The organism is Peteryoungia wuzhouensis, from assembly GCF_003205195.1.
GTDB classification, from domain to species: Bacteria; Pseudomonadota; Alphaproteobacteria; order Rhizobiales; family Rhizobiaceae; genus Allorhizobium; species Allorhizobium wuzhouense.
Map to the genome: position 1 here is coordinate 758,385 of NZ_QJRY01000001.1, position 23,611 is coordinate 781,995.

Genomic DNA, 23,611 nt, shown 5'->3' on the forward strand with positions numbered 1-23,611 from the left:
CACCCGTAATACTGGCAAAGAAGGACCAGCGCAGAGATGTTCGGACAGTCATATAACACAAAGGCGCAACTCGAATCCCTCGAGGTGGTCACGGCCAATATCATGATCGCGGATGAGAAGCTCAACATCCGCTATATGAACGCAGCCGTGAAGGAGATGCTGAAGGAGGCGGAAGCCGACCTCAGAAAAGAGCTGCCGCGCTTTGAATTTGCCAAGCTGATCGGCAGCAATATCGACATCTTCCACAAGAACCCGTCGCACCAGCGCAACATGCTGGCGAGCCTCAAGACGCAGCACCGGGCGACCATCTGGGTCGGGCATCATGCCTTCGACCTGATCGTGACGCCTCTGAAGAGCGGCTCCAAGACAACAGGTTTCGTGGTCGAATGGGCCAATGCCAGTGCTCGCCTGCAGAATCTCGACTACCAGAACCAGATGGTCGCGATCAGCCGCGTTCAGGCCATCATCGAGTTCACGCCCGAAGGTGAGGTCGTGACGGCCAACGACAACTTCCTCAATGCGCTTGGCTACCGTCTCGACGAGATCAAGGGCAAACATCACAGCATGTTTGTCGATCAGGACTACAGCCGATCGCCCGACTACCAGGAATTCTGGAAGCAGCTTCGCGCCGGCAAGTTTCAGGCGGCAGAATTCACCCGCTACGGCAAGGGCGGCAAGAAGGTCGTGATCAACGCTTCCTACAATCCGATCCTTGATGATCGCGGTCGCGTGACCAAGGTCGTAAAGTTCGCTACCGACGTGACCGAACGTGTACATGCGGTCGATACGATCGGCGACTCGCTGAAGAAGATGGCCGATGGCGATGTCAGCTTTACCATCGAGCGGCCGTTTGCACCTGACTTCGAAGCGCTGCGCATCAACCTGAACGAGGCCCTGACGCAGCTTGGCTCGACGCTTGGTGCCGTTGCCAAGTCGACGGACCAGATCGACAGCGGGACGCGCGAAATCAGCCACAGCGCTCAGGATCTTTCGAAGCGGACCGAGCAGCAGGCAGCGTCTCTCGAAGAAACGGCGGCGGCGCTCGACCAGATCACGGTCAATGTCAGCAATGCCTCCAAGAGATCGGAAGAGGCGCGCAACTCCACCCAGTTGGCCGATGCCAGCGCGACGCGGTCCGGGCAGATCGTGGCAGAAGCCGTCGGTGCCATGGCCAGGATCGAACAGTCTTCGAACCAGATCTCCAACATCATCGGCGTGATCGACGAGATCGCCTTCCAGACAAACCTGCTTGCCCTCAATGCCGGTGTCGAGGCTGCCCGTGCGGGCGAGGCCGGCAAGGGCTTTGCGGTCGTCGCCCAGGAAGTTCGCGAGCTGGCCCAACGCTCTGCGCAAGCAGCGAAGGAGATCAAGGAACTGATCCGCAACTCGTCGGAAGAGGTCAAAAACGGCGTAAAGCTGGTGAGCGAGACCGGCGAGGCGCTGAAAACCATCCAGGAGAACATCGTCGCGGTCAACGATCACATGCAGGCCATTGCAAGCTCCGCCCGCGAACAGGCGACGGGCTTGTCCGAGGTGAATTCGGCGGTGAACCAGATGGACCAGGTCACCCAGCAGAACGCGGCGATGGTGGAAGAATCGAACGCGGCCAGTGCCACGCTCGCCCACGAAACCGAGAGACTGCGGCAGTTCATCGCTCGCTTCACGCTCGGGCATCATTATTCCGGCAATACGGGCCAGAGCTCTGCACCTGTCCGCCATGCACCTTCGGCAGCACCAGCCGAGCGTCGTCCATCGGCCCGTCCGGCTGCGGTCCGCGGCAACACGGCCCTGAAGGAAGACTGGCAGGAATTCTGATCCGACGCGTCGTGTCCAACCCAAAGGCCGGCTGGCAGCAGCCGGCCTTTGCTGTTTCTAGAGGCGGGGCGCCTTGGCAAAGCCCTTGCCCAGAATGGGGCCTGTCGGCCGGCCGGTCGGTGAACCACCGAGCGGCTCCAGGGTGATCTCGTAGAGCTGCTCCTCGATAGGTCCGGGAAGGGCCGGCCCGGTGACCGTGGAGGTCTGCCAACCATCGAGGATCCCGAGCGAGACCGGGCCCATGTCCCGCGTCGGCAGGGTCCAGAGTTGCAATGAACTGTCTGTCGGTACCGCAAGATCGACCAGCGGCGTCACCTTCGCGCTGTCATTGCCAAAATCCTCGATCATCGCGACAGGCTGGCCAGCGGTGTCCATGAGGATGGCGATGACCTGGGGCTCGCCCTGCCTGAACAGCGCATAGAGCGAGATGCCGAAGAACAGCATTGCGGCGGCAGCGGATGACAGAGCGATGCGCTTCCAGCGATCGAGCCGGTTATCGTTCGATGCTTGTGGCGGGACACTCGGTCGCATGACCGGTTGTGGTCCTGTCGCTTCCAGCTGTTGCTCTATTTTCGTCCACAGGCCGTCCGAAACCGGCGAGGACGGACCGGCCAGATCGAGTTCGATGAAGCGGTCGCGCGCCTCTCCTACGGCAGTCGCGAGAGCGCCATTCGCCTGCATCTCTTCCTCGACGCGCGTTCGCTCGGCATCGTCCATCAAGCCCAGAACATAGGCATCGGCGCGTTCGGCCATCGTCTGCCAGATCGTCATGCCATGCACTCCCTGAGGGCCGAGAGGGACCTGCGTATCCAGGCCTTGGCGGTGCCGAGCGGAAGCTTGAGCCGCCCGGCGATCTCGCCATGGCTGTAGCCTGAAACATAGGCCATGAAGACCGTCTTGCGGCGGACCTCGTCCAGCCGTGACAGACACGCGCGCAAGCGGCTTGATGTGTCGAGATCGTCAAAGAGATCGACATAGAGGCTGTCACCGGCATCCTCCTGCAGGCGTTCCAGACTGTCCGTGTCGGTCAGTTCCTCCCGGCGTCCGTCGCGCAGGGCATTGAGTGCGCGGCTGCGCACGACAGCATAGAGCCAGCCGCGCGCCGAGCCGCGTTCGGGCTGATATTGCCAGGCCTTTGCCCAGATCTGCAGAAAGGCCTCCTGGACGATTTCCTCGGCCAATTCATGCCGGCGCAGGATGCGCACGGCAATGGTCACCATGCGGCTCGCCTCAAACTCATAGAGCGTTGCGAGCCCCGCCCTGTCGCCGGCAGCGCAGGCCTTCAGTGCCTGTTCCAATACCCGTTGCGGATCCTGCATCCGTGCTTCCCCATGATATGTCCTGCGAAAGTAGGCCGCAGCAGCCGTTTGACAACCAGCTTTGGCCTCGCCGCGCGGCATGACCGGTTCTCTCTGCGTGACCTGCATGGCATTCGTTCTTTCTCTCGCCCTCTCTGCAGGTCAGACACCGGCGAGGTTCATTTGGATGCAGGCAAAATAATTTTCGCACCGCTGCATCCAAACACGGGTGGTCGCGTGTCTGGGGATCAGGAGGCACCAATCGGTGTCGCCGGTTTCATCATTCGGGAGATTTTCATGACCAGCATCCGTATCCTCAGCCTCGCCGCCGCAACCGCGCTCACCGCATTCGGCGCTCAGGCTGCCGAGGTCGTCGGCCTTGCCGGCGACAAGACGCTCGTGATCTTCGACACAGACAAGCCGGAGAGTGCCAAGACGGTCGCCATCAGCGGCGCCGAGCGTTTGGTGGGCCTCGACTACCGGCCCGGCAACCAGAGTCTGGTGGGCGTGACCGCCGACAGCGTGATCGTCACCATCGATCCGGCCACGGGGGCAGCAACGGAGGTTGCCAAGATGGACAAGCCGCTTGCCATCGGTGACGCGCCTGTCGTGGTGAACTTCAACCCGGCGGCTGATCGGCTGCGTTACATGACCGGCACAACGAATTACCGCGTTCATCCCGACACGGGTGCCGTGACCGTCGATGGCAACCTCGCCTTCGAGGAGGGCGATATGCACAAGGGCGAGACGCCGAACATCGTTGCTGCCGCCTATACCAATTCGGTGGGCAAGCCGGAAAAGACAGCGATGTACAACATCGACGCCACGATCGGGGCGCTGATTCAGCAGACCAAGCCGAATGACGGCACGCTGAAAGCGATCGGCAAGCTTGGCATCGACGGCATGCCGAAGACTTACGCCTTCGATATTCAGGCGACTGGCGACGGCAAGAACACCGCCTGGCTGGTGGCCGACAATGTGCTCTACACGGTGAACCTGGAAACAGGTGCGGCAACCAAGGTGAAGGAGATCGGCGGCGTCGAGATGCCGGTCAAGGCGATCACCGTCATGCCGGCCATGTAAGGGCAAAATTCCTCACCCCATCTACGACAAAGCCTCCGCAGCGTTGCTGCGGAGGCTTGCTTGGCTTTTCTTCGTCCTGTCTCAGAGCATTGCCGTGTATTTCGGCAGCTCCCGCAGGGAGGGCACCACGATCAGCGTGTTGACCTGGCCTCGCTTGAAGGCATTGAGGAAGCGATTGTAATCCTCGAACACGACGCAGCCGGAGCTGTCCCCACGGCGACGCAGCAGATAGGTGTGGGTCAGGAAACCATCGCGATTGTACATCTTGGCATCGCCTACCGGGGTCATGCGGATCGCCTCGATGCCGTGGAAGCGGGCCTCACGCATGCGCAGCTTGTAGACGTTCGGCGGGGTCGGACCCTGGTTCTTCATGTGCACATATTTCGGATTGTCGCGCATGTGCGCCCGTCCCGAATGAGCGCGAAGCTTTTCGCCGTTCGGCATGTGAACGGTGGCATCCTCGATCACGTAGACTGCGATGCGGCTGCCCGGACCGGGCAAGCTGTTCTTGCGGCTGAACAGACCGCCTGCGCCATCATCCGTGGTGATCGGATTGTTGGGCTTCGCATAGGCGAGAAGATTGGCGAGCGTCTTCCTCTTCGGCTTTTCCGGAGCCGGAGTTTCGGCGGCGACGGGAGGCTCGGGTGCCGGGATTGCCGCGGCGCGCGGCTTGACCTGCGGCACAGGGCCATCATCGGGCAGATCCCCATGCTCGCTGGCCCGGGGTTCGGACAACAGTTCCTGAAAAGGTTCTTCACGCGGATCGGCAGCCGCCATCATGTCGTCCGCTTTTGGCGGCGCGGCATAGCCGAGGGCTGGCGGAGCGGAAGAGGCAGGAGAGATGGAGGCCGTGACAACAGGATCGACCGGATTCGCGTCGTCCACACCGCTGCGGCGATCACGGGCCGCTGTCGCCAATGCAGCCTGCTGGCGTTCGGTCTCGAACTTGCCGAGAGCCTCGCGCAGGACAGCGATCGCCTGGGGATCGGTAAAGCTTTCAATGCGGGCAAGAAGCAGGCGGTCGGACTTTTCGACCTCTGCCAGCCGCATTGCGGCCGGCAGCATCAGGAGGCCGAGATTGTCTGTCGCGACAACCGCCTCGGCGAAGCGCTGGCGCATGGTTTCCAGCGCTTCCTGTTCACCGGACGGGGCTTTCTGCGCGCGCGGCGCCAGAGGCTGCGTAACCATCAGCGTCGGCTTTGGCAGGACATGGCCGGCGTAAACGGGGGCCTCGATGGGCGAGGATGAGAGGCCCTTGAATATGGCCAGGCTCGCGGTGGTCCAGAAGGCACAGGCGAGTGCAATCCCCATCACCGTCGGCAGGCTGGAGCCGCGCTTGACCTTGCGCGGCTGCATCTTCTTGACGGCGGGCGTTGTGCCGCCGGAGACCGAGGAGGTCGAGGACGCCATGATACTTGAACTCGCTTACCAAAACTCAAGGGAACCGGCACATGACAGGGAATGCCGGCTTTACTGGGACAGGATCGGAATTTTCCATCCTGTCGCTTGTCCTAAAGAATGAAGAAGTTTGGTAACCAAGTGGTTTACGCGGACCGGTTTCTTGTCACATTCCAGTTCACGGCATGGTGACCGAGTGGTCTCAGACGTGGCGGGTCAGCCCTCCATCCACCTTGAGGTTCTGGCCGGTGATATAGGCGGCGCCATCCGAGGCGAGGAAGGCAATCGTGGCGGCGATCTCCTCACTGGTGCCGTAACGCTTCATCGGCACGCCGTCACGGCGCTCCTCCGTGGCTGGCAGGCTGTCGATCCAGCCGGGCAGAACATTGTTCATCCGGATGTTTTCGGCCGCATAGGTGTCCGCGAAGATCTTGGTGAAGGAGGCAAGACCGGCGCGGAAGACGGCCGAGGTCGGGAACATCGACGAGGGCTCGAAGGCCCAGGCGGTGGAGATATTGATGATGGTGCCTGACTTCTGCGCCTGCATGATCGGCGTGACCAGACGTGTCGGGCGAATGACGTTCAGCAGGTACACGTCCATGCCGGTCGACCACTGCTCGTCGGTGATCTCCAGGATCTGCGCACGCGGACCGTGGCCGGCACTGTTGACCAGCACGTCGATGCGGCCATAGCGCTCCATGGTGCCATCGACGAGGCGGGCGAGATCCTCAGGCGAACGGTTGGAGCCTGTCACGCCATAACCGCCGAGTTCGGCCGCAAGCGCCTCGCCCTTGCCTGACGACGAGAGGATCGCGACCTTGAAGCCGTCGGCGGCCAGACGGCGCGCCGCAGCGGCTCCCATGCCGCTTCCGCCGGCGGTTACGATGGCTACTTTTTCGATGGACATGCATGATCTCCCTGGTTTTCAGGCAAGATCAAAGCTGCGGCAGCGGAAGTCCAGTCAAAAAAGCTGAAGGCCGGCGCAGTTTCACCTGCACCAGCTTTCGAAGAACGATTGAGCCCGTTTTACCAGCTGCGGACGTCGAGCACGCGGTCCTTGTGCGCCGGGTGGGTCGAGAAGACGAAGATGCGGTCGAGTTCCTTCTGCGTCAGCAGACGCAGGAAGCGGATCTCTGCGGTGTTGTTCGGAAAGGTCTTCATCAGCACGGCGCCGACCTTGTTGATGCGGGCATCCGGGATGTCGAGATAGAATTGCTTGGGCAGATTGACCTGGGTCAGCAGCGCGACGACGGCACCGCTCATCGAAATACGAATGACATCGCAGCGCCGCGCCGCCATATGGGTCATGCCGTTCTCGGTGTATTCGAGACGTCCGGCATTCATCGTGTCTTCCATGCGGTACCGGTTCTCCCGGTCGTACATGAAGGATTCTTCCTTTTTCAGAAAGTGATTGCCACCTGCCGTTCTCATCGTTCTGCCCTTTGTCTTTTTGTCGTTTGTTGTGGGTAAAAAGCTACCAGCGACAGTTTAACAGTCGGTATTTCGCGCGCGTCCCGAAGGGCATGACGAAAGGCCCTGTATCCTTACGGATAACAGGGCCTTAAGATGTCCGAAAATGCGGCAGGCGGTCAGTGGCGATAGGTCTGGCCGGCGGCATCGAAGAGATGCAGCTTGGTCTTGTCGGCCGAGAAGCGCACGGTCTGGCCCTTCTTGACATCGACGATACCGGGCAGCTTGACGACGATCGGCTCCTCCTCGACCGGACCCATGACGTATAGAAGCGTCACTTCGCCCAGGGCTTCGACGATCGATACCGTGCCTTCGAAAAGGAACTGGTCTCCCGTGGCAACGGAGAGATCCTCCGGGCGGACACCGAAGCTCGCGGTCTTGCCCTTCTCGGTTGCCGCCGTTTCGATATCGACGGCGACTTCGGAGCCATCCTTGAGCTTGATGCGGGTGACGGCACCGGTTTCGATGATGGTGGACGGCATGATGTTCATGGCCGGAGAGCCGATGAAGCCGGCGACGAAGAGATTGGCCGGACGCTCATAGAGTTCGAGCGGCGGGCCGACCTGTTCGATCTTGCCGGCTGACAGCACCACGATGCGGTCGGCGAGCGTCATGGCCTCGACCTGGTCGTGGGTGACGTAGATCATCGTGGTGTCGGCCATCTGCTCGTTGAGCTTGGCGATCTCGATACGGGTCGCCACACGCAGCGCTGCATCGAGGTTCGACAGCGGCTCGTCGAAAAGGAAAACCTTGGGGTCGCGGCAGATGGCACGGCCGATGGCGACGCGCTGGCGCTGGCCGCCGGACAAGGCTTTCGGCAGACGGTCGAGATAAGGGCCGAGCTGGAGGATATTGGCCGCCGAGCGGACGCGGCGGTCGATCTCGTCCTTGCTTTCGCCGGCAATCCGCATGCCGAAGGCCATGTTGTCGTAAACCGTCATATGCGGATAGAGCGCATAGGACTGGAACACCATGGCGATGCCACGCTTGGAGGGGGGGACGTCGTTGACGAGCTGGCCGTCGATATACATCTCGCCGCTGGTGATGTCCTCGAGACCAGCGATCATGCGCAGCAAGGTCGACTTGCCACAGCCGGATGGGCCGACGAAGACGATGAACTCGCCTTCCTTGATCTCCAGATCGATGCCGTGCAGCACCTTGACATGCCCATAGGACTTGCGGATGTCTTTGAGAACCAGACCCGTCATTTCTCTTCCTCCCCTGTCAGGCGTGGCGCGCGAAATAAGCGCCCCAGGCCGGCAATGCTACCTTGTTATCGTTGGTTTCGCTGGTAAAGCCATGCCCTTCCAGCGCTAGCCACTGGCCTTCGGGCAAGGTGATGGCTGCGGGTTCCGGGTTCATGTTGAAGAGGCAGAGCAACTTTTCATTGCCGAGAGCACGGGTGTAGACCAGCGCAAACTCGCCTGCCTCATGGAAGGTGATATCGCCCTTGGCAAAGGCCGGATATTGACGGCGGAAGCCGAGAAAGCGGCGATACTGTTCAAGAACCGACTCGTCCTTGCCGACCTGCGTGTTGACCGACTTGAGCATGTGCTCGACCGGGATCGGCAGCCAAGTCTTCGGCGCAGTCGAGAAGCCAGCCTGGGTCGCGTGGTCGTCCCAGACCATGGGCGTGCGGCAACCGTCGCGCCCCTTGAACTCCGGCCAGAACTGGATGCCATAGGGGTCCTGCAGGTCCTCGAAGGCGATCTCCGCTTCGGTCAGACCGAGTTCCTCACCCTGGTAAATGCAGACAGAGCCGCGCTGGGTGAGCAACAGGGCCGACATCATCTTGGCATAGGCCTCACGGTCCAGCACGCCGGCACCCCAGCGGCTGACGTGGCGGACCACGTCATGGTTCGAAAACGCCCAGCAGGCCCAACCCTCGGGGGCGGCGGCGGCAAAGGCGTTCTGGGTGTTGCGCACGACTTCCGGCGTCAGAGGCTCCGGCGCCAGGAATTCGAAGGCGTAGCACATCTGCATCTTGTCGTTGCCGGATGTGTATTCGCCGACGATCTCAAGGCCCCGCTGGCTGTCACCGACTTCACCCACGGCCGCGATCGCCGGATACTCATCCAGGAGCGCGCGAAACCGCTTGAGGAATGCGATGTTCTCAGGGCGGTTCTTGTCGTAGAGGTGTTCCTGGAAATTGTAAGGGTTGACGGCCGGGGCCGTCGAGGCATTGCGACGCTCAGGCGCCAGCGGCGGATTGTCCCGCAATTCCTTGTCGTGGAAATAGAAGTTGATGGTATCGAGGCGGAAGCCATCGACGCCGCGGTCCAGCCAGAAGCGGGTGGCCGCAAGCAGCGCATCCTGCACTTCCGGATTGTGCAGGTTCATGTCCGGCTGCGAGGTCAGGAAGTTGTGCAGATAATACTGCATGCGCGTCGGGTCCCACTGCCAGGCCGAACCACCGAAAATCGACAACCAGTTGTTCGGCGGCGTGCCGTCCGGCTTGGAATCGGCCCAGACATACCAGTCGGCCTTCGGATTGACGCGGCTTGAGCGGCTTTCGACGAACCAGGGGTGCTGGTCGGAGGAGTGGGACATCACGAGGTCGATCATGACCTTGATGTTCAGGCGATGGGCCTCGGCGATCAGGCCGTCGAAATCGGTCAGCGAGCCGAACATCGGATCGACATCGACATAGTTCGAGACGTCGTAGCCGAAGTCCTTCATCGGCGAGGTGAAGAAGGGCGAGATCCAGATCGCATCGGCGCCGAGGTCGGCGATGTGCTGCAGGCGGGCCGTGATGCCCTTGAGATCGCCGATGCCGTCGCCGTTCGAATCCTGGTAGGAGCGCGGATAGATCTGGTAGATCACCGCACCACGCCACCAATCCTTGTCAGCGGAAAGCGTCGATTGCGTCGTGGAATTCATAGTCAATCCTTGTGCATGTCTTGAAGTTGGCCGTCCCGGTCAGCCTCCCTTGACCGAACCCGCGAGCAGGCCCCGGACGAGGTAGCGCTGGAGGCCGAAGAAGACGAGAAGCGGGACGATAATGGTGACGAAGGCCGAGGCCGTCAGAATCTCCCAGTTGCCGCCGCGCGAGCCAAGCAGGTTGACCAGGCGCCCGGTCAGAACAAGCTCGTTGTCGCCGGTTCCGAGGAAGACCATGGCGACCAGCAGGTCGTTCCAGGTCCAGAGGAACTGGAAGATCGCGAAGGACGCGAGGGCCGGGTAGGACAGCGGCAGAACGATCTTGGTGAAGATCTCGAAGTCGGAGGCTCCATCGACACGCGCCGATTCCATGATTTCGCGCGGCAGGCCGGCGATATAGTTGCGCAGCAGATAAATGGCGAGCGGCAGGCCGAAGCCCATATGGGCAAGCCAGATGCCGACATACCCCTTGGCCGGAACCCCGAAGAAGGCGCCGACACCGTTATACATCTTCAGAAGCGGGATCAGCGACATCTGCAAGGGAACGACCAGCAGGCCGACGATGACGGCGAGCAGAAGGGCGCGGCCAGGGAATTTCATCCAGGCGAGTGCATAGGCCGCAAATGCCGCAACGAGGATCGGGATAATGGTGGAGGGTATCGCGACGGTGAGCGAATTGAGGAAGGATTTTCCAAGGCCCTCGGCTGTCAGAACCGTCTGGTAGTTTTCCAGCGTGAAGCGCGGCGGCACGGAGGCGGTGAAGAAAATGCGATCGCCGCGTGAACCTTCGAAGGCGGTGGCGGATTCGATCCGGAAGTCTCCGTTTTCCTGCAGGGTGAGTTTGCTGCCGTCGTTGCGTTCGGCTGTCTGGCCCGGCTCATAGGCTGCCGGTGCGTTGATATTGATGCCGAAGGCCGAAACACTGCCGGCATTGTCTTCAAAGACGTTACCGGAAATGACGAAGACGCCGGTTTCCTCCACCTGCGCGCTCGGGGGCGGTGCCCGATAAATCGCGTTCTGGCTGGAGGTCCCAAGCGCCGTCCACCACCCCGAGGCAACAATCTGATCCTTGTCGCGCAGCGACGAGATCAGCAGGCCGGCGGTCGGCAAGGTCCAGAGGACGACCAGGAAGAGGACCGTGAGATTGACGACGATCGTCAGGGGCGAGAGCTTCTTCGAGACCATCTCAGCGTCCTTCCATTTCCCGGCGGGCATTGCGGATGTTCCAGATCATGATCGGCACGACCATGACCATGATGACGACGGCGATGGCGGCACCCTTGCCGAAGTCGCCACCGCCGCGGAACATCCAGTCGAACATCAGGTTCGCCAGAACCTGGCTCTGCCACTGGCCGTTGGTCATGGCGAGAACGATGTCGAAGACCTTGAGGACGAGGATGGTGATGGTGGTCCAGACGACGGCAATCGTCGTCCAGATCTGCGGCACCTTGATCTTGATGAAGATCTGCCAGGGATTGGCGCCGTCAATGACAGCCGCTTCGATGGTCTCTTCCGGTATGCCGCGCAGGGCGGCCGACAGAAGCACCATGGCGAAACCGGTCTGGATCCAGATGAGGATCACCATCAGGAAGAAGTTGTTCCAGAAGGGCAGCGAGATCCAGATCTGCGGATCGCCACCGAGCGCCATGACGATGGCGTTCAGGATGCCGATCTGTTCCGAGCCGGCATCGCGATAGTCGTAGACGAACTTCCAGATGACGGAAGCGCCGACGAAGGAAATTGCCATCGGCATGAAGATCAGCGACTTGGCGATGTTACCCCACCAGATGCGATCGGTGAGCGCCGCGATGATCAGGCCGAAGAAGGTGGAACCGGCCGGCACGACGATCAGCCAGAGGAGATTGTTGTAGATCGACTGGCGGAATTCCGCATCGTTGACCATCCAGCGATAGTTCGCGAGGCCGACATAGTTGTCGCCTGCGCGATCCATGAAGGAGTAGTTGATCGACGAGAACAGCGGATAGACCAGATAGACTGTCAGGGAGATCAACGCCGGGCCGAGAAAAAGCCAGGGCCGGATCAGAGCCGCCCGGCGCAAGTTGCGCGAAGCCTTGGCGGTATCAGCGATGCGTGACGGAAAGATCCAATCAAGCAGCAGGTTCGAACCGTAGAAATACCCGATCGCTGCTGCGACGCCGACGACAATCGTCAGCAATGCAAAGAGTAACTGTTCCAAGATGTCCCCTCCCTGTCGATCGCTCCGCGTCGCTTGAAAGCGCCCGGGGCACTTGTTCTTGTGTATCGACGACCGGGCCACATCAGAGAGACGCGGCCCGGCGAATTGCGGTGGGTTGCGGGCTTACTTCAGCCCATCCCAGGCCTTCTGGATGTCGGCTGCGACATCGGCAGCAGGCTTGCCACCGGTGTAGTCAACCATACCGGTCCAGAATGCGCCAGCACCGATCTTGCCCGGCATCAGGTCGGACCCGTCGAAGCGGAAGGTGGTTGCATTCAGGAGAATGTCACCCTGCTTGGCCATTGGCGGGTTGGCATAGGTTTCCTTGTTGGCACCCTTGAACGGCGTCAGGAAGCTCGACTGCGCCATCCAGACTTCATGGGCGATCGGGGTCTTCAGGAACTCGATGAAGGCGCGGGCAGCCGGGCTGTCCTTGGCGATCATGGCGAGCGTGCCGGCACCCAGGACCGGATTGCCGAGATCGGCCTTCGAGGCATAAGGCGGCATGTAGAAGAAGTCTGCGTCCTCACCAACCTTCGTGCCTTCGGGGAAGAAGGACGGGATGAAGGAGGCCTGATGGTGGAGATAGCACTTCGGCGGTGCGCCGAAGAGACCCTTCGGGCTGTCGCGGAAGTCGGTCGAGGCTACAGCCTTGGAGCCACCGTCGACGAACTTGTCGTTCCTGGCGAACCAGCCGAACTCGTCGATGGCCGCGACGACGGCCGGGTCGGTGAACTTCACTTCGTTGGTGACCCACTTGTCGTAGACGTCAGCCGGTTGCGTGCGCAGCATCATGTCTTCGACCCAGTCGGTCGCCGGCCAGCCGGTCGCACCGCCCGAACCCAGACCGATGCACCACGGCGTACCGCCGTCAGCCACGATCTTTTCCGTCAGGGCCTTCAGCTCTTCCATGGTCTTCGGCACTTCGTAGCCGGCGTCCTCGAAGTTTTCAGGCACGTACCAGACCAGCGACTTCACGTCGATCTTGTAGGGGAAAGCGTAGAGGGCAGCCGTACCGTCCTTGCCCTCGTAGGTGGAGAGATCGACCCAGGACTGGCCAGCAGAATAGTTTTCCAGGAGCCAGGACTTGGTTTCGTCGCCGAGCGGCGTCAGATGGCCTTTCGAGGCGAGGTCGGCGATCAGGCCCGGCTGCGGCAGGATGGCCACATTCGGCGGGCTGCCAGCCTGGGTGTCGATGACGATCTGCTGTTCGTAGTTTTCAGAGGACGAATACTGGACATCGACGCCGGTTGCGTCTTCGAAATAGGCGAGGATGCTTTCGAACAAGACCTGGTCTTCGCCACGCCAGGGGCCGAAGATGGTCATGGTCTGACCCTTCAGGGCGCTGTTTGCAGCTTTGTATTCTTCAAAGCTCGCCCAGTTGAACTTGGAATCTTCCCCCGGCTTGAACTTCAGGTCTGCAGCGGCGGCTGTGCCGGCGACCAGCGCGGCTGCCGCCACGCCCATTAGAAACAACTTCTTCATGTGATTTACCTCCCATCACATCGGACCGCCAAACGTCCTTCGAATGCGCATTTCTCAAAGCGCTTTGGCCCTCATTTCATCCCATTGGGTTCCATCTTGAGTCAAGCGCTTTTGTCTCATTGATCGAATTCGCTGCAAGATGCCGCAGTGCAGCATGCATATGCCTTGATTTTATTCAGATTTCCTCTTGTGAATTTGACCTCGGATAAGCCATAGTCGAAGCGCTTTGGAGCGCAATGGAGGGAGTTTGCGCCCCAACTCGGAGAGGAATGCCACCGGTGAACCTAAAAGAACTGTCGCAGATGCTCGGGCTGTCGCAAACGACGATCAGCCGCGCGCTCAACGGTTATCCGGAGGTCAGCGAAGAAACCCGGCAGCGGGTTCTGCTGGCCGCGAAAGAAACCGGATATAGACCCAACCGGGCGGCACAGCGGCTGGCAACGGGAAAGGCCGGGTCGATCGGCCTGATCATGCCGATCTCGCCCGACCACAGTTCCGATATGCATTTTGCCGAGTTCCAGAGCGGTTTGGCGGAAGCCGCCATCATCAACGATTTCCACTTCGTCATCATGCCGGCCAAGGCGAGCCAGGAGGAAGAAGCGATCCGCTGGCTCGTCGCAAGCGGCAGCGTGGACGGCTATTATCTCGCTTATGTGCGCGAGAGGGACCCGCGCATTGCCATGGCAAAGTCGCTGGCCCTGCCCTTCATCGTGCATGGGCGGTCCTATGGCATGGAGCTCGACTACCCCTATCTCGACGTGGACAATGAAGGCGCGTTTTTCGATGCGACCCGCTTCCTGATGCAACTCGGGCACAAGCGTGTCGCGCTTCTCAACGGTCCGGCCGATCTCGACTTTGCCTTCCGGCGCAAACTCGGCACTGAGAAGGCGCTGGCGCAGGCGCAGCTCAGTCTCGACCCCGCGCATGTCCGCCACACCTTCATGGGTGACGAACAGGGCTATCGGGGCATGAAGGAAATCCTGGCCCATCCGGAGCGACCGACCGCCGTGCTCTGTGCCAGCACGGTCCTGGCACTCGGCGCCGTGCGGGCGATGAACGAGGCGGGGCTGAAGCTCGGCGGCGACATGTCGCTGATCGCCCATGACGACGAATTGCCGCTCCTGAAGCCGGAGAATTTCTCCACGCCCCTCACCACGACGCGGTCGTCGCTTCGCGCGGCCGGGCGGCGTGTTGGCGAACGGCTGATCGCGATGATCGGAGGCAATACCCCTGCCCTGCCGATGCAGGAATTGTGGAAGGTGGAACTCGTCGTCCGGGCCTCGACAGGTCCTGCGCCAGCTGGCGCCTGACATGCCGTGAACAGACTTTCCTGACTTCAGAACTTCGGAGCGGTTTGACCCGCCCGGCGATAGGCGGCGATGACCGTATTGGCCATCAGCATGGCGATGGTCATCGGACCGACGCCACCCGGAACCGGGGAGATTGCGGCGGCCACCGGCTTGCATTCGGCAAAGGCGACATCGCCGACCAGGCGGAACTTGCCTTCGCCACGTTCGGGTGCATCGATGCGGTTGATGCCGACGTCGATGACGGTGGCGCCCGGCTTCACCCAATCCGCCTTGACCATTTCGGGACGCCCGACGGCCGCCACGAGAATGTCTGCCTGGCGCGCCAAAGCCGGGAGATCCCGGCTTCGCGAGTGCCCCACGGTCACGGTTGCATTGGCCGCGAGGAGCAGTTGCGCCATCGGCTTGCCGAACAGGTTGGACCGCCCGATCACCAGCGCGTTCAGCCCCGACAGATCCTTGCCGTGGATCTGGCGCACGAGGATCATGGCACCGGCCGGGGTGCAGGAGACGAGGCCCGTGTCCATGTCACCGGTGGCGAGCTTGCCGGCATTGACGACGTGCAGGCCATCAACGTCCTTTTCCGGCAGGATCGACTGGATCACCGGATCGCTGTCGAGATGTTTGGGCAGTGGAAGCTGGACAAGGATGCCGTCAATCTCGGGATCGGCGTTCAGCGAGGCGACGAGCGCCATCAGGTCATCCTGGGCGGTGTCTTCCGGGAGCGTATGCTGGATGGAGTTAAAGCCGCACTGCTTGGCCATGCGGCTTTTGGCGCCGACATAGGCGTGGCTCGCCGGATCGTTGCCGACAATGACAACCGCCAGGCCCGGACGGCGATGTCCGAGCGTTTCGAGCTTCTCCGCCGCAGCGCTTACCGCTTCGACCACCGAGGCGGCCGCCGCCTTTCCATCAATCACCGTCGTCACTGTGCTTGTTCCTCGCCTCAGACTTCCGGCAAGCTAGCGCCATCACAGACGTCGCGTTTGCCTGTCCCCGTCCTATGCTGTCAAATTGCGGCAATTTGCAAGGGTGGAAGAGACGGCTTCGTCGCAACAAAAATGCCGAGCGGCGCTTTGGTTGCGACGCCCGGCGATAGGAAACCAATGTGGCGGGTCCCGTGGACTCAGTGGCCCGACGCCGGTTTTTCCTCGATTTTCTCGCCTTCGACGACCGTGGTCTTTTCCATCGGACCGGGCGCGCCATCGGCAGCCTTTCGGGCTGCGTCCTTCGAGACATAGTCGAGCTGTTCGATCATCACCTGATCGACCATGCCCTCCCCGAGCCGCGCATTCATCTCGGTCTTGATCTGTTCGCGGAACGCCATGACATCGAAGGTGCCGACATTGGCGATGTCGACCATCTTGTTGCCAACCAGCAGGGTGAACAGTTCGTCGGTCATCATCTCCGTGACCGGCGGCGCCTGGGTTTTCACCTTTTCCTTGTCCATCATGAAGGAGATGCGGGTCAGGAAGTAACCCTGCACATCACCCCCGGCGAGCACCGGAATGGTGATGGGCTCTCCCCGCACCAGTTCGAGCGCCGCCTTCTTGGCTTCGTCCTCGCTCGGTCCGGCAGGTGCCGTGGCAAGATAGATCGAGCCGTAGACGGCGCCGAGCGTCACGATGCAGACCCACAGACCGATTCCGAGTATCTTGCCCATCAGAACTCGCTGAACTGGAACTGTTCCTGGGAATAGGTGCCGTCAGCATCCGCATCCCGCATGGCATTCTTCAGGAGATCCGCCACGGCGCGGACGGCGGAGAGATGTGCCTCGACACGGCGCGCATTGACCGCGAGCTTCTCCTTGAGAACATGCAGCTGATCAACATAATTGACGGCAAATTCGCGCGGATCGGTGTCGCGGAAAAGCATGGTCAGCTCATAGAGGCACCGGCTCTTGTGGGCATTCGACACCTTGAAGTCGAATTCCGGGTCCTTGCCGATCCGTTCGTTTTCGTTGTCGATGATGCGCTCCAGGCGGCTGAGTACCGTCTTGACGCGATATTCGCTCGAAACAACTTCCATGAAATTATACCTTGTTTTTGATTTTTAAGGTTTCTGGCTTTCAGCGCCGGCGCCAAGGGTGCGCCGCTCAAGGTCGGTCACCCAGTTCAGCGCAGTCGTACGCTGTGCCTCATCGGTCCTCGCGTTCACCGTGTCTTCTCCACGGGTGCGCTGCAAAGCCTCGCTGTACATCTGCTTGGCGATGCCGACGCCACCGGATTCAGAGAGGACAGAGCCCATCTGCTCGGCCATCATGCTCTTCCACATCTCGCCTGCATTGCCCTTGCCATAGACTTCCTCGCTGTCGCTTGGCAGCATGGTCTGGACGAAATTGGTCAGATAAACCGCCTCAAAGTCGCGATACACCTTCGGAACTTCGCCGGGCTTGTCATTCGTCTCGGCCGTCGCTTCAAGGCGGGCCGCATTGGTCGTGCGGTTGAGAATATCGACCGTTGCCCCGAAACCCGCGCCCTTTTCGGCCAGGCTGGTCGCGAGAAAATTGGCACGGTTGGTCTTCATCTGCGCCTGGGCAGCGGCAACTTGGGACGGATCTGCCGCACGGACAACGTCCAGCACGAGATCGCTCGGAGGTGAAATGGCCACGATGACATCCTCGATTTATGTTCGAGGCGACTATCACTCTCCAAGCTTGCTGGAGGCTGGTGTGCCAAAACGGATGTCGATCAGATCGTAGATGGCGTCGTCATCGGCCGCACGCTCTTCATGCGCCCGGGCTTCCTTGCGGTTTTCTTCCAGGCGATCGCCTTTGGCGCGCTCGCGCATCAGCTTCATTTCCTGGACCTGCTGCAGGCTGTGCAACTGCTTATCGGTATTGGACAGGCGGTCGAAGCGATCGGCGTAGTTCTGCGCGAAAAGACGGTGGAGCGGGTCGAGCGAGCCGATCGCCTCCATCACCATGTCCATCGAGCGGGCATTTTCCTCGATGCGCTGCGCGGTAATGCCGAGATCACTTTCGGCCATCCGCTCCATGTGCCGCTGCACCGCGACGAGACGTTTCAGCTTGTCCGATTTCTTCTGCGCCATCGTCGCGTCGTCCTTAGAAATTGAAGATCATCGGGAAATAGCGGCCGAACTGCATGACCATTGCCGCGATGGTGAAATAGATCAGAATCAGGCCGCCGATCAGAAGATACGGCGTGGAGATGTAGAAAATCGGAACCTGCGGTGCGAGCTTGTTCACAAGACCTACGGCAAAGTTGAACATCAGACCGAAGATCAGAAAGGGACTGGACAGCCGCAGCATCAGCACGAAGGTCTGGGACAGGGTATCGGTCAGCGTGATCAGCATCTTCTGGCTGCCCGGCATGCCGCCGAGCGGCATCACCGAATAGGACTCCATCAGGGCCCTGAACACGATGTGATGGAAATCGAGCAGGAAGAGCACGAGAAGGCCGGCAAAGCTCAGCAGGTTGGTCAGCTGGGTTTCACTGGTGTCTTCCAGCACGTCTCCGCCGCCCGGAGAGCTGAGGCCGATGGACATGGAGATCGCCGTGCCGGCGAACTGCAGGCCAAGCACATAAAAGCGCGGCACGAGACCGTACATCAGGCCGATCATCAGTTCCGCCATCAAGACCGGAATGAGCGGCGCACCGCCACTGGCAACACGTGGATAGATGCTGTCGAAGAGCAGAGGCATCATCGCCATAGAGACCGACATGGCGAGAAAGAGCCGGGTCGTGGCGGAGATGCGGGCAGAAGAGAAGCCCGGCAGGGTCATGAAGCAGGCACCGATACGGCAGAAGACCGCAAACAGCACCAGAACAGTCCCCTGCGGGTCGGATATCATGAAATCGAGCCCAGAATCTTGATCTCGATGCCCTTGGCCAGTTCGACATGCGAGAGAACCGGCAGGGTGGCAAAGAGTCGTTCGATGATCATACGAACATAGGAGCGCGTTTCCGGCGAGGTTACAAGAACGAAGGGCAACCCGCGATCCATGAATTCACGGATTACGCTGCTCGCCTGTTCAGAAAACTCCTCGAGATTGCGCGGATCGATATCGAACTCGACAATTTCGCCCTTGGCATCGCGCTTGAGCGCCTGGTGGAAGACGAGATCCCATTTGGAACCAAGGCGCAGAACACGCAAGACGCCGTTGTCCGTCAGGTCGCCGCACAGCTGCTGGGCCATGCGCACGCGCACGTGTTCGACGATCTGCTCGGTCTTGCGTACATGCGGGGCCAGTTCCGCAACCGCCTCGAGAATCAGGTGCAGGTTGCGGATCGACACGCGCTCGGCCAGGAGCAGCTTCAACACCGCCTGCAGGCCCGAATAGGACATGTGCGACGAGCAGATCTCGTCGGCCAGCTTCTTGTATTCTGGGTCGAGGCGATCGATGAGGATCTTCACGTCCTTGTAGGACAGAAGCTGCGGCAGATTGTTTCGGATGACTTCGCTGACGTGGGTCAACACCACGGAGACGTTGTCGATCGGATGGAAGCCCTCGCGCTTCAGTTCCTCGGTGAAGGTTTCCAGAACCGAAACGGCCGGCATGCCGAAAGCGGGCTCGCGGATATCGTCGCCCGGAACATTCGGCTTGCGACCGGAGCCGGTAACAACGAGGACTTCGCCGACACGCAGATTGTTCGAGGCAATCGTCGTCCCGTGGATTCGGATCTGGTAGGACTTCTCAGGGATGGCGATATCGTCGGTCACCTTGATTTCGGGGACGACGAACCCGTACTGGCTGGCGAATTTCTTGCGCATCTTGCCGACACGGAAGGCGAGTTCCTGATGCGCGCCGAGCAGGCGCGTCGAGACGAGCTTGCCAAGCGCCAGTTCGATTTCGGCGGTCTTGAGCACAGACTTGACCGAGTCCTTTTCGGCTTCCTTGCTCTGGATGACCTTCTTCTCTTCCTGGTCGCGCTTGAGCTTGTTTTCAGCCTCGACCTGGCGCGGGATGAACCAGGCGCCGAAGGCCATGAGACCGCCAAGGGTCATGAAGGGGATGAAGGGCAGACCCGGAACGAGCGCCAGCGAGCACATCAGAGCGGCCGCGACGGAGAGTGCGCGGGGGTAGCCGCTCAGCTGGTTGACGACGGCCTGGTCGGTCGAGCCGGGAGTGCCGCCGCGCGAGACGAGAAGGCCCGCAGCCAGCGAGACGATCAGGGCCGGAACCTGGGAAACGATACCGTCACCAACGGAAAGCTTGACGAAGACGTCGGCCGCCTGACCGATTTCCATGCCATGGCGGAAATAGCCAATGATGATGCCGCCGAAGACGTTGATGGCCGTAATGATCAGGCCGGCGATCGCATCGCCACGGACGAACTTGGACGCACCGTCCATAGCCCCGAAGAACGAGCTTTCCTGCTCCAGTTCGCGGCGGCGATGCTGGGCTTCGCGCTCATCGATGATGCCGGCCGACAGGTCGGCGTCGATCGACATCTGCTTGCCGGGGATGGCATCGAGGGTGAAGCGCGCGCCAACTTCGGCGATACGCGTCGCACCCTTGGTGATGACGATGAAGTTCACCGTGATCAGGATCATGAAGACGATGAGACCGATGACGAAGTCGCCGCCCATCACGAGGTTCGAGAAGCCGGCGATGACGCCACCTGCTGCGCCGTGTCCCTCATGACCATGGGACAGAATGACACGCGTCGTCGCAATGTTGAGCGACAGGCGGATCATCGTCGCGATCAGCAGAATGGTGGGGAAGGACGAGAAATCGAGTGGCCGCTGGATCCACAGCGAGACCATCAGGATCAGCACGGAGAAGGCGATCGAGAAGGCCAGACCGAGATCGATCAGGAACGGCGGAATGGGCAGGAAGAGAATGCAGAGGATGAGGACGATGCCAAGGGCAAAGCCGATATCGCGCCCGCTGGGACTGACTTTCGGAATCACGAGTGCAGGTGGTTGCGCCATGTCTGTTCCATCTCTTCATGAGAAGTCGGCCAGAGGATCATATCTCTGGCAGTCTGCAGACGAGGGATAGAGGTCGAAGCTTGCGCGAGGGTGTCAACCTTGGAGGCCGTCAGAAGCCGGATTGCACCCGTGAGAATACCAGATTGGCAAAGAGGGAAATCTGCGCCCCGACGAAGGGAGCGGATATACCGATGGTGATCATGATGGCCAGGATCTTCGGCACGAAGGTCAGCGTCATTTCCTGGACCTGGGTCAGCGCCTGAATCAGGGCGATGACGATACCGACGATCATACCGGCGGCAACAGCCGGTCCGGACGCGATCAGAATCGTCCAGATTGCCGATTGCATGATGTCCAGGGCATCTGCTTCATTCATGGCAGTATCCTTCCGGAGCGGCGAATCATGCCCTCCACTCCCGAAGGCGTAGCATTTTAAGAGCCAGTCGTCGCCGGCGGAGGAGCGGGCTTTGTTCCCACACGAACACCAACGCCGATCGGGATTTCCTTGCCTTCCGTCGTCGTGGCGACCATCGTGTCGGAGTAGACACGAACCGAGGCAACAATGCCCGAGATCGATTCATCGGCGCTGGTGATCGTCTTGCCGATGTAGGAGGAGGCGTTGGTCAGGGCATTGCCCTGGATCAGCGTCTGAAGGTTCGTGTTGGTCTGGATCGTCTGCTCGACCTGGGAGAATGTCGCCAGCTGGGCGATCTGCTCGCTGGCCTTCATCGGATCGGTCGGATCCTGGTTCTTCATCTGGGCGATGAGCAACTTTAGAAAGTTGTCATAGTCCAGCGAAGCCTTGGCAGACGCCGAGGCGGGCTTCTTTGCAGCGGACGCAGTCTCCTGCGTGCTGGTGCCTGTGTTCGAACCCGTGACCGGATCTACCGCCATGGCGCAATTTCCTTGCGGATCTGTTCGATCGTTGCCGGTGCCATTTCCTGGTTGTTGAGGATCTTGTCCTCGATCGGATAGAGCGAACGGATCGCCTTCAGCGCATCAAACGCGCGGCCAGACGATACCATGCCGTCAATCCGCTTGAGTTCGGCGAGGATTTCCTCGTTTTCGAAGCATGTGAGCAGCATGATGACCGACTTGCGGAACATGGCCAGAGACTGGTCCTTGCCCTCCGGGTTGATCAGCATCATCTGCGCGATGAAATAAAGCTGCCGCAACGGGGTCGTTGCCTGCTCGGGCTGAAGGACGTGGTTTTCCAGCAGGAATGTCACGTCGTTGAGAAATTCGAGAGCCACCTTGCGGTCGACGCGCAGAACCGCTCCGTTGATGAAAATACGTTCGCCCGACTTGAGCGAGATGCGCAAAGTGCTCTTCATTTAAGTCCATCCCTGATGATGGTTGTCACGTCGATGATGCCCTGGAAATTTTCAGACTGGCGCTTCCGGATCCGGTCGCATTCCTTCAGTATCCAAATGGCTATGGAGATCAGATTGGCGCGGATGTCATCGTCCAACTGATTTTCGGGGTTCTGCAGGTCCTCGATCAGACGGACCCACACCCGCCGGGTATAATACAACGCTTCGATCGCCTCTCGCCCGTAACCGCTTTTGTCGCGAGCGGCGCTCAGAAGCTGGATGCAACGATCAAGGGCCTGGCGTTCGCGCTCCTTCGCATCGGCAACGCCATCTTCCATGATTTCGGCGTATGAGAACTGGTACATTCAGTTGCCCTTCAGTTTCATTTCACCCTTTGCTCATCAAAGGTAATTGACAAGGCTCAGCCCCTGGATCTTGGAGGTCAGTTTGTAAGATGCTTCCACCATGGACAGCAAACTGTTAACGCGCGTCGATGCTTCGTACGCATCGACCTCGATCTTGCTGGAAAGGCTGGTCTCTATGATGTCGACCTGGATCTGCAGAGACGCATCCGCCTTCTGGATCCGGTTTTCGGAAAGGCCGAGGCCCGTCCGGGTCGCGTTTACCCCGGTAATTGCTTTGCCGGTATAGCCGATAGCCGCATCGACGGCTGCGGAGACGGCATTGGCCGGGGCGCCGATCTGCAGCAATTCCTGCGTGATGACCGATGCCAGAGCGAAGTAGCGGAAGCCATTTTCGTTGGCAGAGGCCGAGGAGTTGACTGTTTCAGATTGGGTTATGCGGCTCGTCATCACCGTGTCGGTGGCACGCGACCAGTCGGCATTCCAGGCAGCGCCCGAATACATCGGCTCAAGCGTCGACGAGATGAAGTCCTGCATGCTCGGCGCTGCGCCCTTGGCCACGATCGTCGCCGCGCCAGCCTTGTCGGTCGGCGGAAAGCCGAAATAGCCGGTGAAGGCGGCATCAAAGGCCAATTTGGCGTCTGAAGTTGGCGTATACTCTGCCAACGGCTGCACGTCTGTGTTGATGCCGGCAAAGAGGAATTCGCCATTGGCCGACTGATTGGCCATGCTTACCATGGTCGAGAGCGAGTTCTTCACGGTCATCACGGTCGTATTGATCGTGTCGCTGTTGGAAGCGCCTGCGATCGTGATCAGTGACGTGTTCATTTCCTCGGCCGCTTTGGCAATCTGGTTCAGGGCTTCCTGCGAAGCCGAGAGCCTTTGCGTGGCGATCGAATTGTTGCTGATCATAGAGGTCAACCGCAGGCTTTCGCGGTTGAGATCAACGACGGTGGACGTCTTGCTGCCAAGCTCCGCACCGACATCGGCATAGGAACCGGTGCTGACTTCCTGCTGCGCCTTGAGCAACTCTGTCTGGGCCTGACGAATTGTCAGGCGCATAGAAGTCTGGGTAGAAAGGTTGGATACACTAGACGTCGACATT

25 protein-coding genes are annotated in these 23,611 nt (G+C 60.4%); 3 read left to right on the forward strand and 22 right to left on the reverse strand.

What is annotated here, in order from left to right:
- Nucleotides 1-36 precede the first annotated feature (36 nt).
- On the forward strand, nt 37-1,815 hold the full coding sequence (locus DMY87_RS03770) for a methyl-accepting chemotaxis protein (protein ID WP_110789917.1): 1,779 nt from the start codon (nt 37-39) through the stop codon (nt 1,813-1,815).
- 57 nt (nt 1,816-1,872) lie between these two features.
- Here DMY87_RS03770 and DMY87_RS03775 read toward each other — a convergent pair whose 3' ends face one another.
- Together DMY87_RS03775 and DMY87_RS03780 are read right to left on the reverse strand one after the other, a co-directional pair.
- On the reverse strand, nt 1,873-2,586 hold the full coding sequence (locus DMY87_RS03775; protein ID WP_110789918.1) for an anti-sigma factor: 714 nt from the start codon (nt 2,584-2,586) through the stop codon (nt 1,873-1,875).
- On the reverse strand, nt 2,583-3,134 hold the full coding sequence (locus DMY87_RS03780; RefSeq protein WP_110789919.1) for a sigma-70 family RNA polymerase sigma factor: 552 nt from the start codon (nt 3,132-3,134) through the stop codon (nt 2,583-2,585). Before DMY87_RS03780 ends, DMY87_RS03775 begins: the two co-directional genes overlap by 4 nt.
- Nucleotides 3,135-3,410: 276 nt before the next feature.
- Between DMY87_RS03780 and DMY87_RS03785 the strand changes: the two genes are divergently transcribed.
- Nucleotides 3,411-4,196, forward strand: a complete 786-nt coding sequence (locus DMY87_RS03785) for a DUF4394 domain-containing protein (protein ID WP_110790371.1) — start codon at nt 3,411-3,413, stop codon at nt 4,194-4,196.
- Between the two features lie 81 nt (nt 4,197-4,277).
- Here the strand turns inward: DMY87_RS03785 and DMY87_RS03790 are convergent, their stop codons facing one another.
- From DMY87_RS03790 to DMY87_RS03825, 8 genes are all read right to left on the reverse strand, one after another.
- Entirely contained in the window at nt 4,278-5,606 is a 1,329-nt protein-coding gene (locus tag DMY87_RS03790) for a DUF2778 domain-containing protein (RefSeq protein ID WP_110789920.1), read from the reverse strand.
- Between the two features lie 190 nt (nt 5,607-5,796).
- On the reverse strand, nt 5,797-6,501 hold the full coding sequence (locus DMY87_RS03795) for an SDR family oxidoreductase (RefSeq protein WP_110789921.1): 705 nt from the start codon (nt 6,499-6,501) through the stop codon (nt 5,797-5,799).
- 119 nt (nt 6,502-6,620) lie between these two features.
- Complete coding sequence (locus DMY87_RS03800) at nt 6,621-7,025, reverse strand: hypothetical protein (RefSeq protein ID WP_110789922.1); 405 nt, start codon at nt 7,023-7,025, stop codon at nt 6,621-6,623.
- 158 nt (nt 7,026-7,183) lie between these two features.
- Nucleotides 7,184-8,272, reverse strand: coding sequence for an ABC transporter ATP-binding protein (locus DMY87_RS03805; RefSeq protein ID WP_110789923.1), 1,089 nt, complete (start codon nt 8,270-8,272; stop codon nt 7,184-7,186).
- A gap of 16 nt (nt 8,273-8,288) precedes the next feature.
- Complete coding sequence (bglA, locus tag DMY87_RS03810) at nt 8,289-9,944, reverse strand: beta-galactosidase BglA (protein WP_110789924.1); 1,656 nt, start codon at nt 9,942-9,944, stop codon at nt 8,289-8,291.
- Between the two features lie 39 nt (nt 9,945-9,983).
- On the reverse strand, nt 9,984-11,129 hold the full coding sequence (locus DMY87_RS03815) for a carbohydrate ABC transporter permease (RefSeq protein WP_110789925.1): 1,146 nt from the start codon (nt 11,127-11,129) through the stop codon (nt 9,984-9,986).
- Between the two features lies 1 nt (nt 11,130).
- Complete coding sequence (locus DMY87_RS03820; protein ID WP_110789926.1) at nt 11,131-12,141, reverse strand: carbohydrate ABC transporter permease; 1,011 nt, start codon at nt 12,139-12,141, stop codon at nt 11,131-11,133.
- 123 nt (nt 12,142-12,264) lie between these two features.
- Entirely contained in the window at nt 12,265-13,626 is a 1,362-nt protein-coding gene (locus tag DMY87_RS03825; RefSeq protein WP_110789927.1) for an ABC transporter substrate-binding protein, read from the reverse strand.
- 278 nt (nt 13,627-13,904) lie between these two features.
- Here DMY87_RS03825 and DMY87_RS03830 point away from each other — a divergent pair, with 278 nt between their 5' ends.
- Nucleotides 13,905-14,936: a LacI family DNA-binding transcriptional regulator gene (locus DMY87_RS03830; RefSeq protein WP_110790372.1), complete on the forward strand. Its 1,032-nt coding sequence runs from the start codon at nt 13,905-13,907 to the stop codon at nt 14,934-14,936.
- Between the two features lie 26 nt (nt 14,937-14,962).
- On the opposite strand, the gene folD is transcribed toward DMY87_RS03830, so the two are convergent.
- The 12 genes from folD to DMY87_RS03890 form a co-directional block, all read right to left on the reverse strand.
- Entirely contained in the window at nt 14,963-15,862 is a 900-nt protein-coding gene (folD, locus tag DMY87_RS03835) for a bifunctional methylenetetrahydrofolate dehydrogenase/methenyltetrahydrofolate cyclohydrolase FolD (RefSeq protein ID WP_110789928.1), read from the reverse strand.
- Nucleotides 15,863-16,059: 197 nt separating this feature from the next.
- Entirely contained in the window at nt 16,060-16,596 is a 537-nt protein-coding gene (locus DMY87_RS03840; RefSeq protein WP_110789929.1) for a flagellar basal body-associated FliL family protein, read from the reverse strand.
- The gene (locus DMY87_RS03845) at nt 16,596-16,961 is read right to left on the reverse strand and encodes a hypothetical protein (RefSeq protein WP_110789930.1); all 366 of its coding nucleotides are present in this window, start codon (nt 16,959-16,961) and stop codon (nt 16,596-16,598) included. The genes DMY87_RS03840 and DMY87_RS03845 overlap by 1 nt, the downstream gene beginning before the upstream one ends.
- Before the next feature lie 24 nt (nt 16,962-16,985).
- Complete coding sequence (locus tag DMY87_RS03850; protein ID WP_110789931.1) at nt 16,986-17,543, reverse strand: rod-binding protein; 558 nt, start codon at nt 17,541-17,543, stop codon at nt 16,986-16,988.
- 33 nt (nt 17,544-17,576) lie between these two features.
- On the reverse strand, nt 17,577-17,984 hold the full coding sequence (locus DMY87_RS03855) for a hypothetical protein (protein ID WP_110789932.1): 408 nt from the start codon (nt 17,982-17,984) through the stop codon (nt 17,577-17,579).
- Nucleotides 17,985-17,997: 13 nt separating this feature from the next.
- Nucleotides 17,998-18,747 (reverse strand): flagellar biosynthetic protein FliR, encoded by a 750-nt coding sequence (gene fliR / locus DMY87_RS03860; protein ID WP_110789933.1) that lies wholly within the window; start codon nt 18,745-18,747, stop codon nt 17,998-18,000.
- A complete protein-coding gene (gene flhA, locus DMY87_RS03865; RefSeq protein ID WP_110789934.1) occupies nt 18,744-20,831 on the reverse strand; it encodes a flagellar biosynthesis protein FlhA in 2,088 nt (695 codons plus the stop codon). Before flhA ends, fliR begins: the two co-directional genes overlap by 4 nt.
- Before the next feature lie 109 nt (nt 20,832-20,940).
- Nucleotides 20,941-21,207 (reverse strand): flagellar biosynthesis protein FliQ, encoded by a 267-nt coding sequence (gene fliQ / locus DMY87_RS03870; RefSeq protein ID WP_110789935.1) that lies wholly within the window; start codon nt 21,205-21,207, stop codon nt 20,941-20,943.
- Between the two features lie 56 nt (nt 21,208-21,263).
- Complete coding sequence (flgD, locus tag DMY87_RS03875; RefSeq protein WP_110789936.1) at nt 21,264-21,725, reverse strand: flagellar hook assembly protein FlgD; 462 nt, start codon at nt 21,723-21,725, stop codon at nt 21,264-21,266.
- Nucleotides 21,716-22,165, reverse strand: a complete 450-nt coding sequence (gene flbT / locus DMY87_RS03880; protein ID WP_110789937.1) for a flagellar biosynthesis repressor FlbT — start codon at nt 22,163-22,165, stop codon at nt 21,716-21,718. Before flbT ends, flgD begins: the two co-directional genes overlap by 10 nt.
- The gene (gene flaF / locus DMY87_RS03885; RefSeq protein ID WP_110789938.1) at nt 22,162-22,509 is read right to left on the reverse strand and encodes a flagellar biosynthesis regulator FlaF; all 348 of its coding nucleotides are present in this window, start codon (nt 22,507-22,509) and stop codon (nt 22,162-22,164) included. Before flaF ends, flbT begins: the two co-directional genes overlap by 4 nt.
- A gap of 36 nt (nt 22,510-22,545) precedes the next feature.
- Nucleotides 22,546-23,610, reverse strand: coding sequence for a flagellar hook-associated family protein (locus tag DMY87_RS03890; RefSeq protein ID WP_110789939.1), 1,065 nt, complete (start codon nt 23,608-23,610; stop codon nt 22,546-22,548).
- Nucleotide 23,611 lies beyond the last annotated feature (1 nt).